This is a genomic window from Nesterenkonia sp. Act20, from assembly GCF_019173455.1.
In the GTDB taxonomy this organism is placed as follows: Bacteria; Actinomycetota; Actinomycetes; order Actinomycetales; family Micrococcaceae; genus Nesterenkonia.
Window position 1 is genome coordinate 155988 of record NZ_JADPQH010000001.1, and the last position, 14588, is coordinate 170575.

A 14588-nucleotide genomic window follows, 5' to 3' on the forward strand; every position below is an offset into this window, starting at 1 on the left:
GTCCTTTCGATCCTCCTCCATTATGGCCAGCGCGACCTCAGGATGGGGAAGTCCGGCGGCCGGGAATGCCACGGGGTTTGGTTGGGTTGAGCAACAAGGATCAATGATGAGTTGAACACAGGAGTGGCTGCATGACGCGTGAGACGAAGATTCCAATTCCTTCCGAGCTGAAGGTCATGATCGTCTCGGCGTTCGTCATCGCCATCGGGTTCGGCATCGTAGCCCCCATCCTGCCGCAATATGCCTCTGACTTCGGTGTCTCAGCGATGGCTGTCTCCGCCGTGGTCTCGGCCTTCGGGCTCTTCCGGCTCTTGTTTGCTCCCGCCTCCGGCAGACTCACCCAATGGCTGGGGGAGACCCCGGTCTATGTGATCGGTCTGCTGATCGTCGCCGCCTCGATGATCGCGACGGCCTTCGCGCCCAGCTTCGAGCTTCTGCTGATCTTCCGCGCGCTTGGGGGCATCGGCTCGACCTTCTTCACCGTCTCTGCGATGACCTTCCTCGCCCGGAAGTCGCCTCCGACGATCCGCGGGAGGGTCTCCGGGGCCTACGCCTCCGCATTCCTCATCGGCAGCGTCGCCGGCCCCCTCGTCGGTTCGGGTCTGCTGGTCTTTGGTCAGCGTGTTCCCTTCCTGGTCTACGGCGGAGCCCTGGTCGTGGCGGCGGCGATCGTCTTCGTGATGCTGCGCCAATCGCGCCTGGAGGATCGCGGCCGCAAGGAGGACCGGGAGAAGGCAACACTTGCCGAGGCCTGGCAGCATCGCGGCTACCGTGCGGCGCTGACCGCTGGATTCGCCAATGGGTGGGCCACGTTCGGGCTGCGGAACTCCGTCGTGCCGCTCTTTGCCGCCTCGGCCTTCGTCGGATCCGGCTGGGTGCTCGACTCCAGTCAGCTCGCGGGCGTTGCGCTGGCCACCTTCGCTGCGGGCAATGTCGGAGCAGTGCTGCTGTTCTCCCGTCGCTCGGATCGCTTCGGACGACGGCGGCCCATCATCGTCGGACTCTTGATCTCTGCGGTGGCCACTGGTGTGCTCGGGCTGGCCCCGAGCCCGTTGTGGCTGCTGGTGCTCAGCGTCATCGCCGGCGTCGGGACCGGACTGATGAATCCAGCGCAGCAGGCCGCCATCGCCGACATCGTCGGTTCCGGACGCAACGGCGGTTCGGTGGTCTCGACCTTCCAGATGACCCAGGACCTGGGATCGATCATCGGTCCGCTGTTGGCCGGGTTTCTCGTGGACCAGCTGGGGTACTCCTGGGCCTTCGGAGTCACCGGTCTCATCCTGATGTTCGGAGCTCTTGCCTGGACCAAGGCTCCCGAGACGTTGGAGCCTGCGCCGCAACCGTGAGAGGGCTCGCAAAGAGGGCCGGCCCGGGTGAGACTATGCTCACCGGGCCGGCCCTCTCTCTGCAGGGGGCGAAGCCCCAGGGGAGTCTGCGTGAAGCCGACTACTCCGGGGGTGCTCCCGCGGTGGTCTTGCGTGCGCTCGATGTCTCGAAGATGTAGGCATCTTCGTCATGCTCGGAGCGGTCGATGCCCATGGTCTCGACGTCGGAGGTGACGCGGAATCCGATGGTGGCGTGGATGGCGTAGGCGATGATCGCCGTCATCACCACGGTGAAGACCAGGGTCACCAGGACCGCGACGAGCTGCGATCCCATGAGTCCGAGTCCGCCGCCGTAGAACAGTCCGGCACGTTCGCCGTCGATCAGCTCGGCGCGGCCGAGCAGGCCGATGGCCACTGTGCCCCAGAAGCCGGCGACGAAGTGCAGACCGACGACGTCGAGGGTGTCATCGAAGCCGAGCTTGTACTTCAGGCCGACGGCCAGGTAGCAGATGAAGCCGGAGATGGCACCGATGATGATGGCGCCGACCGGGTCCACGTGGGCACAGGCCGGGGTGATGGCGACGAGGCCGGCGACGATGCCCGAGGCGGCGCCAAGGGCTGTGGGCTTCTCTCCGCGGACCCGCTGGGTGACCAGCCAGACCACGAGTGCCGCGGCCGGGGCCAGCAGGGTGTTGACCCAGATGAGACCAGCTTCGCCGGCCTCGGCAGCTGCGCCACCGTTGAAGCCGAACCAGCCGAACCAGAGAAGCGATGCGCCCAGCAGCACGAACGGCGTGTTGTGCGGGCGGTGGGAGGAGCGTTCGGTGAAGTTGCGGCGCTTGCCCAGGATCAGTGCGAGCACCAGAGCCGCAAGGCCGGCACACATGTGGACCACAAGGCCACCGGCGTAGTCGACTGCCTCACCGACAGCGTCGCCCACGGCGCCGCCCTCGACCAGGAGCCCACCATCGCCCCAGACCATGAAGGCCAGCGGGCAGTAGACCAGGGTGACCCAGATGGGTACGAAGACCATCCAGGCGGAGAACTTGGCGCGGTCAGCGATCGCACCCGAGATGAGCGCCGTGGTGATGATCGCGAAGGTGGCGCCGAAGCCGATGCCGATCAGACCTTCTGGTGCGTCGTTGAGCGTGTTGTACAGGCCGAAGTCGGTGGCCGGGTTGCCGAACAGGCCACCCACCGATTCGCCGCCTGCGATCGCGGAGCCCCAGAGGGCCCACACCACGGCGACGAGGCCCATGGCGGCGAAGCTCATCATCATCATGTTGATGGCGGACTTGGCCTGAGACAGACCGCCGTAGAAGAAGGCCAGACCAGGTGTCATGAGCAGCACGAGCGCGCTTGCTACAAGCACCCAGACGTCTAGTGAACCAAGTTCCATGTGTCCCTCCAGGAAACATCAGGTCACCGGTGTATCTCACCGATGCGAGCTGATCTCTATGGTTCCTGGCTCGTGTTTCACCCGGCGCGCCGTGATGTTTCAGGAAGGTAAAACCTTTCCCCTGGCGACTTTGGTTCCTTGCGGTTCGACCTTCGGGGTGTTTCGGGTCGGGTTTGAGCTCAGAGCGGCGTGACGTAGGCGCCGGAGATCCCTCCGTCCACCAAGAAGGTGGACGCCGTCATGAAGGAGGAGTCATCGCTGGCGAGAAACGCCACCGCCGCTGCCAGTTCCTCGGGTTCGGCGAAGCGCCCCAGTGGCACGTGGAGGAGGCGACGGGCCGCCTTCTCCGGGTCCTTGGCGAAGAGCTCCTTGAGCAGCGGCGTGTTCACCGGCCCGGGGCAGAGCGCGTTGACCCTGATCCCTTGGCGGGCGAACTCCACCCCCAGTTCTCGGCTCATGGACAGCACTCCGCCCTTGGAGGCGCTGTAGGAGATCTGCGAGGTGGCTGCGCCCATCACGGCGACGAAGGAGGCGGTGTTGATGATGGAGCCTTTGCCCTGCTCCTGCATGTAGGGCAGGACGTACTTGCAGCAGAGGTAGACCGAGGTGAGGTTGACCTCCTGCACCCTGCGCCATGCCTCGAGACCGGTCTCCAGGATCGAGGCGTCCTCGGCCGGTGCGATGCCCGCGTTGTTGAAGGCGATGTCCACACTGCCGTAGGCGCGTTGAGTCTCGGCGTATAAGTTCTCCACGTCTTCCGGGTCGGTGACGTCGACGCGCACAAACATGCCTCCGACCTCTGCTGCCGCCTGTTTTCCAGCGAGCGGGTCGATGTCGGCGATGACGACGCGGGCTCCCTCGGCGGCCATTCTGCGAGCAGAGGCCAGGCCGATCCCGCTTGCGCCTCCGGTGATGACTGCACTGCGGTCGAGAAGGCGACGGGTGTTGGTGTCCATGGAACTCCTTAGGCTCAGGTGCTGGAGATGAAGACGTTCTTGGTCTCGGTGAAGGCTTCCGGGGCGTCTGGTCCCAGTTCGCGCCCGAAGCCTGACTGCTTGAACCCGCCGAAGGGGGTCCAGTAGCGCACGGACGCGTGGGTGTTCACCGAGAGATTGCCTGCCTCGACTCCACGGCTCACGCGCAGCGCACGTCCGACGTCTCGGGTCCAGATCGACCCGGACAGACCGTAATCGGTGTGATTCGCAAGGCGCATCGCTTCGGCCTCGTCCTCGAAGGGGACCACGGCGATGACCGGACCAAAGATCTCCTCATGAAACACCCGCGCATCGGTGGTAGGCGTGAGCACCGTGGGTGGGAACCAGTAGCCCGAGCCCGTCGGGGCCGTGCCTTGGAAGGCGATGGGGGCATCCTGATCGAGGAATGAGGACACTGAGTCACGGTGCCCGGCGGAGACAAGCGGCCCCATCTGTGTGTCTTCCTTCTGAGGATCTGCGCAGGTGAAGCCTTGGACGGCGGGTTCAAGCAGTTCCAGGAACCGGTCCAGGACCGAGCGCTGCACCAGCACGCGGGAGCGCGCGCAGCAGTCCTGTCCGGCGTTGTCGAAAGCCCCGCCGGGCGTCGCCGCCGCGGCCTGTTCCAGGTCGGAGTCGGCGAAGATGATGTTGGAGTTCTTCCCGCCCAGTTCCAGAGTGAGGCGTTTGACCTGATCTGCGCATCCGGCCATGATCCGTTTGCCCACCTCGGTGGATCCGGTGAACACGATCTTGCGCACCGCTGGGTGGGTGACGAAGCGGTCACCCACCACTGATCCGGCCCCCGGAAGAACGGTGAACACCCCTTCGGGAATCCCGGCCTCCAGGGCCAGCTCTGCCAGGCGCAGAGCGGTCAGCGGGGTGATCTCCGCGGGCTTGAGCACCACCGTGTTGCCGGCGGCCAGGGCGGGGGCGAAGCCCCAGGCTGCGATGGGCATGGGAAAGTTCCACGGCACGATCACTCCGACGACGCCCAGCGGCTCGTGGAAGGTCATGTTGACCCCGCCTGGAGTGGGGATCTGGCGGCCCGAGAGTCGCTCGGGCGCCCCGGAATAGTAGGTGAGCACATCCCGGACGTTGCCGGCCTCCCACCGTGCATTGCCGATGGTGTGCCCGGAATTCCGCACTTCCAGAGCTGCCAGGTGTTCCAGATCCGAATCCACCGCCTCGGCGAAGCGACGCAGCAGGCGGGACCGATCTGCCGGCGCGACGGTGCGCCAGCTCTGGAAAGCGTGCTGGGCGCGGGCGATCGCAGTGTCGGTCTGTTCCAGGCTCGTGCGCTCGACTGTGTCGATGACCTCTTCGGTGGCGGGATTGATGATCTCGGTGATCGTCATGAAAGCAGCGCATCCTCTCGGTCGTGGTCGGTCCCGTGAGCCGGGCGCGGCTCCACATCACGGGTGTGGGCGAAACGCCGCGCGGCCGCGACGAAGCCCTCGAAGAGACGCGCATCCTTGCGGTTCTCCTCAGGATGGAACTGGACCCCGAGGACCCAGTTCTCTCCAGCGGTCTCCACGGCTTCGATCGTGCCGTCGGCAGCTCGGGCGGTGACCATCAGGCCCTCCGCCACCTCGTCCAGTGCTTGGTGATGGTGGCATGGAGAGTCGGCCTGCTCGCCCAGCAGCGCAGCGCAGCGACTGCCGGGGACGATGGTGAACTCCACCTCACCGTATTGACCGGGAGCCGGTTGATATTGCTTCGCGGTGCTGCTGACGTCTGGCAGGTGCTGGATCAACGTCCCACCCAGGGCCACGTTGAGGATCTGAGCGCCGCGGCAGATCCCGAAGAGTGGGACCCCCTGTTCCAGCGCGGCACGCGTAAGCGCGATGTCGTGCTCGTCCCGGAAGGGTTGCGATGAGGTCAGTTCATGGCGTTCCGCGCCGTAGAACCGGGGGTCGACGTCGACCCCTCCGATCACGATCAGTCCATCCATCACGTCCAGGACCGACGGGTCCGTGCCCACTGGCGGCAGCAGCAGGGGTGTTCCACCAGCCGCGGCCACACCCTCGACGTAGGACCCCGGGACTATGGAGGCGACTGAACTCCAGACCCCCCAGGAACCTTCCTGATAGTAGGTGGTGATGCCGATGCGGGGTCGATACTCGGAGTCGCTCCCGCCCATCTCAGAGCCGCTCGAAGCCACGGTGCAGCTCCCAGTCGGTGACGGCGGATTCGAAGGCCTCCAGCTCTACATCGGCGTAGTGGACGTAGTGTTCGACGACGTCCTCGCCGAAGACTTCGCGGGCCAGTGTCGAGCCGTTCAGCAGATCACGAGCCTCACGCATCGCAGAAGGCACGACCTGCGCGTCGGACTCGTAGGCGTTGCCCTCCATCATGGGCCCCAGCTCCAGCTGGTGCTCGATGCCGTAGAGCCCTGAGGCCAACATGGCCGAAAGTGCGAGGTAGGGGTTCACGTCACCGCCGGGGAGGCGGTTCTCCATCCGGGCCGATTGACCGCTGCCCACCAGCCGCACCGCGCAGGAGCGGTTGTCGACGCCCCAGGCCACCGAGGTGGGCGCGAAGCTGCCCTTGGCGAAGCGCTTATAGGAGTTGATGTTCGGGGCGTAGAAGATGGAGAGCTCACGCATGCCTTGGAGCACTCCTGCGATGAAGTGGTCGTAGGTGGCGCTGCGTGCATCCTTCTCCTTGTCCCAGAAGCTCAGTTCTCCGTCAAGTCCGCGCAGTGACATGTGGATATGGCAGGAGCTGCCTTCTCGATCATTGGGCTTGGCCATGAAGGTGATCGATTTGCCCTGTTGATGGGCGATCTGCTTGGAGGCCAGCTTGTAGACCACGTGATTGTCGGCGGTGATCAGTCCCTCGTCGAAGCGGAACGCGATCTCATGCTGGCCGAAATTGCATTCTCCTTTGGCGCTCTCCACGGTCATCCCCGCCGTGTACATGGCATTGCGGATCTCGCGCAGCAGCGGCTCGACCCGCTGGGATCCCAGGATGTTGTAGTCCACGTTGTACTTGTTGGCCGGTACGAGGCTCTGGTAGTTGGAGTCCCAGGCGTCCTCGTAGCTGGTGTTGTAGACGCAGAATTCCAGCTCGGTCCCGGTGAGCATCTGGTAGCCCATCTCCTTGGCGCGATCGAGCTGGCGGCGCAGCATGGCGCGGGGGGACATGGGAATGAGCTGGCCGTCATGAGCGGTGAGGTCACATTGGATCATCGCCTGTCCGGGGTTGTGTGGCATCAGTCGGATGGTGTCGAGGTCCATCGCAAAGCTCATGTCCCCATAGCCTGCTTCCCAGCTGCTGATCGCGTAGCCGCCGGGAGTGTTCATCTCGGTGTCCACTGCCAGCAGATAGTTGCAGCCTTCGGCTCCTTCCTCCAACATCGAGTCCAGGAAGAACTGGGCGTGACAGAGCTTGCCCTGCAGGCGTCCCTGCATGTCCGTGAAGGCGAGGACCACTGTGTCGATGCGTCCCTCGGTGATCTCTTGGCGCAGCCGGGGAACGCTCAGCATGCGGTCATTGCGGGGATGTGTGGGTGATGTCGTCACGGGTTCTGGTCCTCAGTTGGCAGGGGCAGGGGCATGAACAGTAGGCGGACGCTGGATCACTGCAGCGTGGTGTCGGCGTCGTCGAGCATCGCGAACTCCTCCTCGGGAGCGTTCGCGACGAGGTGGTGACGGCTGTAGAACCAGAAGTAGGCGAGGAAGAGCAGGAAGACTCCTGCGGTGATCGACGCTGCGAGCACGTCGACCAGGAAGGTCGCGACCACTGCGACCACGGCCAGCACCAGGGCGATCCCGGTGGTGACCACTCCACCTGGGGTGCGGTAGGCGCGGGGCAGATCTGGTTCACGGAACCTCAGCACGATGTGGGAGAGGTTGAGGAGCACGTAGGACACTGTGGCGCCGAAGACGGCGATGTTGATCAGCAGTCCGCCGTCACCGGTCACGGCCGCGAGCACGAAGCCGATGGTGCCCGGCACGATCAGTGCCACCCACGGGGTTCTTCGGTCGCCGGTCAGCGAGAGCCAGCGGGGCAGATATCCCGCGCGGGAGAGGGCGAAGAGCTGCCGGGAATAGGCGTAGATGATGGAGAAGAAGCTGGCGATCAGTCCTGCGAGACCGGCGTAGTTCACGATGCTGGCCACGACGCTGCCAGATCCGGCGACGGCCCGGATTGCCTCGGGCAGCGGGTTGTCTGAGCTGCTCATGGCTTCCGAACCAGCGGCCCCCGGCACCAGGACCAGCATGAGGGCTCCGGTGACGAGCAGGATGGCCATCCCGACGATGATGCCGCGGGGCATGTCTCGCTTCGGGTCTGTGGTCTCCTCGGCGGCCAGCGGCACGCCTTCGATGGCCAGGAAGAACCAGATGCCGTAGACGAGAGCGGCCATCGCGCCGGCGTACCCCATGGGGAGGAAGGCGCTGGCGCCCACGGCGTCGTTCGGCACGATGTCGAAGAGGTTGCCGGCGTCGAAGTGGGGGACGAGGGCGATGACGGTGACGACCAGGGCCAGTACGGCGACCACGGTGATGCCGAACATCAGTCGCAGGGCTTCACCGACCCCGTAGAGGTGGATGCCGACGAACACCGCGTAGGTCACCAGGTAGACCGGCCAGGAATTGGTGATGCCGAACAGTCCCAGCGCCTCGATGTACCCGCCGATGAAGGTGGCGATCGCGGCGGGTGCCACTGCGTATTCGATGAGCACCGCCACACCGGTGGCGAATCCTCCGAGTGGGCCGAGCGCGCGGCGGGCGAAGCCGTAGCCGGCTCCCGCTGTGGGCAGCGAGGAGGACATCTCTGCGAGGCCGAAGACCATACACGTGTACATCAGCCCCATGAGCACGAAGGCGATCAGCAGACCGCCCCATCCGCCCTCGGCCAGACCGATGTTCCACCCGGCGAAGTCCCCGGAGATGACATACGAGACGCCCAGGCCTGCCAGCAGAACCCACCCCGCTGCTCCGGCCTTGAGTCGTCGGTGATCGTGATAGCTGGAGTCTGCGGCGGATGCTGTGGTCTTGTCATGCGGCATGGCAGTCCACCCCTGTGGATTCGAACCGGCGAGAACACCTCCAATGGACTGTTTTCAGTCCATGGTGTTGTGCGGAATCCTGACACCTCAACCCTGGGGCGTCAATAGCCGGTGCACCGTGGCCCGAGGCTGCGGACGCGCGGCCACCGCGACCCGTAGGCTGTGACCTTCAGTCGCTCAGCTCGTCGGTCTCAAGACAGGGACCGCGGCTGAGCCTCGTCAGAATCAAGGAGGCCAGATGCTGGCGGCAGAGTTCGGAGACCCCTATGCGGTGCTGCGCCCGGTACGGTCTGGCAACACCTTCGAAGAGACGATCGAGCACCTGCTTCAGGCGATTCGGGTCGGGCTCTTCCCCCCGGGGCAGAAGCTGCCCGCCGAACGCGAGCTGGCCGGGCATCTCGGGGTCTCGCGCGCGACCTTGCGGGAGGCCCTGGCAGAATTGCAGCAGGCAGGCTATCTCGACGTTCGTCGAGGGCGCTACGGCGGGACCTATGTCTTGGAGACGCGCATCTCGGCGGCGCAGGGGATCGAGCAGCTGAGCCCGCTCCAGCGAAGCGATGTGCTGGTCTTTCGTGCGGTTCTCGAACCGGCCGCGGCGGAGCTTGCCGCGCAGACGGACCGTACTGTCTCGGCGAAGGAGCACCTGCAGGGGTGTCTTGCTGATGTGCAGAGCGCGGATCACGTCAGCTACCGCGCCCGAGACTCCCGGTTCCATATCGCGGTGGCGGAGCTGAGCGGCTCTGCCTCACTGATCACGGCGGTGACCGACACCCGGGCACGAGTCAACGCGCTGCTGGACGGTATACCGCTGCTGCCTGCGAACCTCGAGCATTCCAACGAACAGCACGTGGAGATCACCGAGGCGATTCTGCGCGGGGATGCGCAGCAGGCGAAGGCCCTGATGGCTGATCACCTCGAAGGCACGGCGTCTCTGCTGCGCGGTTTCCTTCAGTAGATGGGTCAGCAGGAGCTGGGTCAGCGTTCCTCGAGCAGGGCGGCGACGAACTCTTCAGCGTCGAAGGGTGCCAGATCATCGGGACCCTCGCCGAGTCCGATGAACTTCACCGGCACCCCCAGCTGGCGCTGGATCGCGATGACGATCCCGCCGCGGGCAGTGCCGTCGAGCTTGGTGAGCACGATGCCGGTGATGTTGACGACCTCGGCGAAGACCTTGGCCTGATTGAGCCCATTCTGACCCACGGTGGCATCCAGGACGAGCAGGACCTCATCCACCTCGGACTTCTTCTCCACCACCCGCTTGACCTTGCCGAGCTCATTCATCAGGTTGGCCTTGTTCTGCAGACGACCAGCCGTGTCGATCATGACGACGTCGGCCTCAACTTCCACGCCCTTCTCCACTGCTTCGTAGGCCACCGACGCTGGATCGGCGCCTTCGACGTCAGACTTGACTGTGGGCACCCCGACCCGGTGGCCCCAGGTGCTGAGCTGCTCGGCTGCGGCGGCGCGGAAGGTGTCGGCCGCGCCGAGCAGGACATCTTTGTCCTCGGCGACGAGCATGCGTGCAAGTTTGCCGATCGTAGTGGTCTTTCCCACTCCGTTGACTCCGACCACCATGATCACCGCAGGGCGACCCTCGGCGGTCACGGTCAGCCGGCGGTCCAGGCTGGGATCAACCAGGGCGAGGAGCTCCTCGGTGAGCATCGCCTTGACCTGCACGGCATCCTTGGTGCCTTCGACCTTGACGCGTTCACGGAGGCGGTCCACCAGCTCCATGGCGGGTTCGGTGCCGACGTCGGCCATGAGCAGGATCTCTTCGATCTCCTCCCAGACATCCTCATCGATCTCGTCGCGGGAGAGCAGGGCCAGCAGTGAGCGTCCGAAGATGTTGTTCGACTTGACCAGTCGGGCCCGCAGCCGAGCGAGCCTGGTGGCCACCGGTTCGGGGGTCTCGACCGTCGGCTCCAGGACCGTGGGTTCCTGTGCCACGTCCACGCCGTCGCCATACTCGGGCGCGTCGGTGGTGGGGCTTTCCTCGGGCGGGGCCTCGAGTGTGTCCACGCCCCCGCCGGGCAGGTCATCTGGGTCCCGCTGGGAGAGGTACTGCTCACGCTTGTCCTTGGGGAGGATCTTTCCGCCCTGCACCAGGAAGAATCCCAGGGTGCCGAGCAGGACCACAGCAAGAACGATGAAGAGAATAAGAACGTCGAAATCCACGGACTCAGTCTGTCACAGACCTGCGGCTCTGCAGGCAGTGCACGAGAGACTGAGTGATCACTCCATGTCGTTGGCTTTGCGTTGCACCTGGTTCTGGCGTTTCATCAGGGGGCAGGGCCGAAGATGAGGTTGAATGGACCGGCGCTGGTTGCGGACGCCTGAACAGACTGGGGAAGCTGACTCGCTATGACATCCATGGACTCGGCCTCGGCGACCCCGTCGGGGCGCCCGGTGCCTGGTGTGAAGAACCACGTGGCAGCGCGCTTTCAGCCGGAGATTCAGGGACTGAGGGCGCTGGCCGTGCTGGTCGTGGTGGCCTACCACTTCTGGCCTGAACACCTGAGCGGTGGATACGTCGGCGTCGACGTCTTCTTCGTGATCTCCGGCTACCTGATCACCGCCCACCTCTTCAAGGAAGCTGTGAAGACCGGGAGCGTGCGGCTGGGCCAGTTCTGGGCGCGGCGCATCCGACGTCTTCTGCCGCTGAGTCTGCTCGTGCTGCTCATGACAGCCATCGCTGCGGTGCTGATCCTCCCGAGCACCGCCTGGCAGGGGACCCTCCGACAGATCATCGCCTCGACCCTCTACGTGCAGAACTGGATCCTCGCCGCGGATGCGGTGGAGTACTCCAAGGCCGACGAGCGCGCCACTGCGGTACAGCACTTCTGGTCGCTGTCGGTGGAGGAGCAGTTCTATGTGCTCTGGCCGGTCCTGCTTGCAGTGACCCTCGCGGTGATGGCCCTTCGCCACCGCCGTAATTCCTCCGTCGCGCCGGGGCCCGGTCAGATTCGACGAGCCTTCCTAGGGGTTGTCGGGCTGCTCGGGGTGCTGTCCCTCGCGTTCTCCATCTACTACACCTCCGCGGCCCCCGCTCAGGCGTACTTCGTGACACCTACCCGCATGTGGGAGTTCACCCTGGGCGCCATCGCTGCTCTGGCGCTGGGTTCACGGCAGTTCTCCCAGGCGTGGGGTAATCTCCTGGGCTGGTTGGGACTGGCCCTGATCCTAGGCTCGGCCTACTTCTATACGGACCTCACTCCCTTCCCGGGCTGGGCGGCACTTGTGCCTACTGTGGGGACAGTCCTGATCCTTGTCTGCGGCGGCAAAGGCGCCGTCACTGGCGTGCATTGGTGGCTTTCACTGAGGCCAGCAACCGCCATCGGCGACTGGTCCTATGCCATCTACCTGTGGCATTGGCCCGTGGTGATCTTCTCGCCCTACGTCAGTGAACAGGCGCAGAACTGGTACATCAAGGTGCTGCTGATCATCGGGGTGTTCATGCTCTCTGCCTTGAGCACTCGTTTCTTCGAAACACCGATCCGTCGCGCCAAGATTCTCCTGCCGACCTGGAGAACGATGGCGGCGGCGGCCTCCGGCATGGTGATCGTGATTGTGACGGGAACGGTGGCTGTCTCATCGATGGAGACCAGCACGAACGACGCCACGCTCTCCGAAGACAGCGCGTGCTACGGCTACCGTGCTCTGGAGAATCCATCGGAGTGTGGGGCTCCTCTCGAGGGCGAGGGTGGGCTCTCTCCTTCGCCTGCTGAGGTGACGGAACAGAACCAGCAGGAGGAGTTTCCGGGGTGTCAGGCAGACACCGACGAAGAAGGTGTGCAGGAATGTTGGCTCGGCGCTGAAGAGTCACAAGCCGAAGGGACGATCGCGGTCTTCGGGGATTCGCACGCCACGATGTGGCTGCCCGCGCTCGACAAGGTTGCTGAGGAAGAAGGTAAACGGCTGCTCGCCCTCACCCGGTCCGCGTGCTCTCCCCGCGGCGGAGACGTGACAGAAGACTCCAGTGAGTGCCTGCAGGCGAACGATGCGATCATCGAGCAGGTGGCTGCAGACCCCAGCATTGAGACGGTGGTCATTGCGGGGAGTCAGATCCATGCCGACTTCGGTGGCCCAGGGCGCGACCTGGGCTTGGACTCGGGGGAGTTCGATCTCGATCAGACCGCCCTTGCCATGTACGAGCCCATCGTCCGTTGGCTCGAAGCCGATAAAGAGGTTGCGGTCTTCGGCGAAGTGCCACGGATGAACTATGAGACCCGGGAGGACGAAACCCTTCCAGAGTGCGTGGCGCTCAATGAGGATGAGCTCTCAGCGTGCAACGACCGGGTGGAGGACACCCGCGTGAGAGATCGGTGGCTGACCCGGTCCGAAGACGTGTTTGAGGCCGAGGAGAACTACCATTTCGTTCCCACGGAAGACCTCGTATGCCGGGAAGGCACTTGCTACGCGGTCCTAGGAGGGGCCATCACCTACCGGGACAACAGTCACCTCTCCCAGAATTTCATCCGGTCCACCACGGAGACTGTCAAGGAACGGCTGCAGCCCGCCATGGGTTAGCAACGGGGTGTGAGGCCACCCCGCCCGGGTCGGCTCACAGACTCGTCGGCGAGGGCGTGTACCATTCTTCGGGATCGCCCGCCGGGCGGTGCCAGGACGATGGGTGTGTTTCCCGCTCAGAATCGGGGTACCACCACGTGTAGGGGTCGTGTCCATAGAGGGTCCCAGCTGTTCGCCCGCGCGCGATATCCCGTTGGAGACGAACCTCGGCCTCGTTGCAGGCCCTACCCATCATCGTGTCGTGCTGCAGTCGGTACCGCTGCTTGCCGCCTGGGGTCGCAGTGAGCTCGCCCAGCACCGGCCCTCGAGACGTCCCGTAGAGGTCTACTCGCACGAACGGAATGCCCGACGCGATGGAGAGCCTCCGTGCTGAAGCGAGCAGATCATCCCAATCTCGCGGTACAGGTATGTCCGGGCCGTAGACGGCGACCGGGAGGATCATTCCCAGGTCGTTCCCCGCCGCGTCGAAGTACCTCCGGCTGAAGGTGCTGCGGTTGGCCACCCCCTTGCCACTGGTCTGCATGACGAGCACATGAAGTATCTGGCCATATGCTGTGTACACCTTGATATCGGCTGGGATCGTAGAGTCGGCATCACTGTCGAGAAACTCCTCGGCGAAGTACGGTCTGCGCCCCTTTTTGAGCTGCTTCAAGACCTCTTCCGACGGGCGCCCATCGCTCATCTGCTCTGCACCGTTCAGCGTCTGCCAGCCGTGGTCGGTGCGTCTGAGTGGAATGACAGAGATGCCGCTGTGACCGCCGTCTGCCTTGAGCACGATCTTCTCAGCATCGATCTCGTTGAGGTTGATCTCCGCGGCTGAGTTCCAGACCCTGTGGATCTTGGGAGTGTCGACACCCAGGCTCTCTGCCAGGGAGTACGTGCGCAGCTTGTAGTTCATCTGCGCGATCGCGCTGGCCGAATGCCATTTGTTCGCCCGCGCGAGGTTCGTCGCGGCCCGGTAATCTGCCATCTTCTCTTCGAACGAGGGCCGTGCCAGGCCCCCTGTTTCGGAAGCGTCTCCACTGGCGCTTGCGATGTCTTCGATGTCATTCCGGAGCGTCGCGATCTCTGTCGCATGTGCATGGAGCTGCTGGGCGTGCTCGGTGCGCTCTTTCTCGAGCGTCGCTCGTGTGTGGTCCAGCTTGCTTCCGAGGGAGTCGCGTGTCTGGAGAAGCTGCTCCAGACGAGACTCCAAGAAGCTGATCTTTCGGTCTCGCCAGCCGATCCCAGGCAGGTTGCGGTGCATGGCCCGTGGTAGCCGCGGCATGGAGCTCCTTCTGTGTCGGTCGATGGCTTCTTGGCCGGTCGACTCGTCCTCATTCGTTCGGTCGGCAGCTGGATCGTGCCGC

General features: G+C 64.5%; 11 protein-coding genes. 3 read left to right on the forward strand and 8 right to left on the reverse strand.

Annotated elements, in window-relative coordinates; all coding sequences use genetic code 11:
- The first annotated feature begins 131 nt into the window (after positions 1-131).
- Positions 132-1346 carry an MFS transporter gene (locus tag IY716_RS00730; RefSeq protein WP_218219763.1) on the forward strand — a complete coding sequence of 405 codons (1215 nt, stop codon included), beginning with the start codon at positions 132-134 and terminating at the stop codon, positions 1344-1346.
- A 100-nt stretch (positions 1347-1446) separates the two neighbouring features.
- Here the strand turns inward: IY716_RS00730 and IY716_RS00735 are convergent, their stop codons facing one another.
- The 6 genes from IY716_RS00735 to eat form a co-directional block, all read right to left on the reverse strand.
- On the reverse strand, positions 1447-2724 hold the full coding sequence (locus IY716_RS00735; protein WP_218219764.1) for an ammonium transporter: 1278 nt from the start codon (positions 2722-2724) through the stop codon (positions 1447-1449).
- A 179-nt stretch (positions 2725-2903) separates the two neighbouring features.
- A complete protein-coding gene (locus IY716_RS00740) occupies positions 2904-3680 on the reverse strand; it encodes a 3-oxoacyl-ACP reductase (protein WP_218219765.1) in 777 nt (258 codons plus the stop codon).
- 14 nt (positions 3681-3694) lie between these two features.
- Entirely contained in the window at positions 3695-5053 is a 1359-nt protein-coding gene (locus IY716_RS00745; protein ID WP_218219766.1) for an aldehyde dehydrogenase, read from the reverse strand.
- Complete coding sequence (locus IY716_RS00750; RefSeq protein ID WP_369699537.1) at positions 5050-5859, reverse strand: gamma-glutamyl-gamma-aminobutyrate hydrolase family protein; 810 nt, start codon at positions 5857-5859, stop codon at positions 5050-5052. The genes IY716_RS00745 and IY716_RS00750 overlap by 4 nt, the downstream gene beginning before the upstream one ends.
- A complete protein-coding gene (locus IY716_RS00755) occupies positions 5840-7186 on the reverse strand; it encodes a glutamine synthetase family protein (protein ID WP_218221320.1) in 1347 nt (448 codons plus the stop codon). The genes IY716_RS00750 and IY716_RS00755 overlap by 20 nt, the downstream gene beginning before the upstream one ends.
- A 92-nt stretch (positions 7187-7278) precedes the next feature.
- On the reverse strand, positions 7279-8712 hold the full coding sequence (eat, locus tag IY716_RS00760) for an ethanolamine permease (protein WP_218219767.1): 1434 nt from the start codon (positions 8710-8712) through the stop codon (positions 7279-7281).
- A gap of 238 nt (positions 8713-8950) precedes the next feature.
- Here eat and IY716_RS00765 point away from each other — a divergent pair, with 238 nt between their 5' ends.
- The gene (locus IY716_RS00765; protein WP_218219768.1) at positions 8951-9667 is read left to right on the forward strand and encodes a FadR/GntR family transcriptional regulator; all 717 of its coding nucleotides are present in this window, start codon (positions 8951-8953) and stop codon (positions 9665-9667) included.
- Between the two features lie 20 nt (positions 9668-9687).
- Here the strand turns inward: IY716_RS00765 and ftsY are convergent, their stop codons facing one another.
- Positions 9688-10887 (reverse strand): signal recognition particle-docking protein FtsY, encoded by a 1200-nt coding sequence (gene ftsY, locus IY716_RS00770; RefSeq protein ID WP_218219769.1) that lies wholly within the window; start codon positions 10885-10887, stop codon positions 9688-9690.
- Positions 10888-11073: 186 nt separating this feature from the next.
- Here ftsY and IY716_RS00775 point away from each other — a divergent pair, with 186 nt between their 5' ends.
- Positions 11074-13239, forward strand: coding sequence for an acyltransferase family protein (locus IY716_RS00775; protein ID WP_218219770.1), 2166 nt, complete (start codon positions 11074-11076; stop codon positions 13237-13239).
- A 34-nt stretch (positions 13240-13273) separates the two neighbouring features.
- Here the strand turns inward: IY716_RS00775 and IY716_RS00780 are convergent, their stop codons facing one another.
- Positions 13274-14506 (reverse strand): ATP-grasp fold amidoligase family protein, encoded by a 1233-nt coding sequence (locus IY716_RS00780; RefSeq protein ID WP_218219771.1) that lies wholly within the window; start codon positions 14504-14506, stop codon positions 13274-13276.
- Positions 14507-14588 lie beyond the last annotated feature (82 nt).

Bases quoted from the DNA above. Each gene is read 5' to 3' on its own strand.
- eat (WP_218219767.1), bottom strand. From the start codon at position 8,712: ATGCCGCATGACAAGACCACAGCATCCGCCGCAGACTCCAGCTATCAC.
- IY716_RS00775 (WP_218219770.1), top strand. From the start codon at position 11,074: ATGACATCCATGGACTCGGCCTCGGCGACCCCGTCGGGGCGCCCGGTG.
- IY716_RS00755 (WP_218221320.1), bottom strand. From the start codon at position 7,186: ATGCTGAGCGTTCCCCGGCTGCGCCAAGAGATCACCGAGGGACGCATC.
- IY716_RS00745 (WP_218219766.1), bottom strand. From the start codon at position 5,053: ATGACGATCACCGAGATCATCAATCCCGCCACCGAAGAGGTCATCGAC.
- IY716_RS00740 (WP_218219765.1), bottom strand. From the start codon at position 3,680: ATGGACACCAACACCCGTCGCCTTCTCGACCGCAGTGCAGTCATCACC.
- IY716_RS00730 (WP_218219763.1), top strand. From the start codon at position 132: ATGACGCGTGAGACGAAGATTCCAATTCCTTCCGAGCTGAAGGTCATG.
- IY716_RS00765 (WP_218219768.1), top strand. From the start codon at position 8,951: ATGCTGGCGGCAGAGTTCGGAGACCCCTATGCGGTGCTGCGCCCGGTA.
- IY716_RS00780 (WP_218219771.1), bottom strand. From the start codon at position 14,506: ATGCCGCGGCTACCACGGGCCATGCACCGCAACCTGCCTGGGATCGGC.
- IY716_RS00735 (WP_218219764.1), bottom strand. From the start codon at position 2,724: ATGGAACTTGGTTCACTAGACGTCTGGGTGCTTGTAGCAAGCGCGCTC.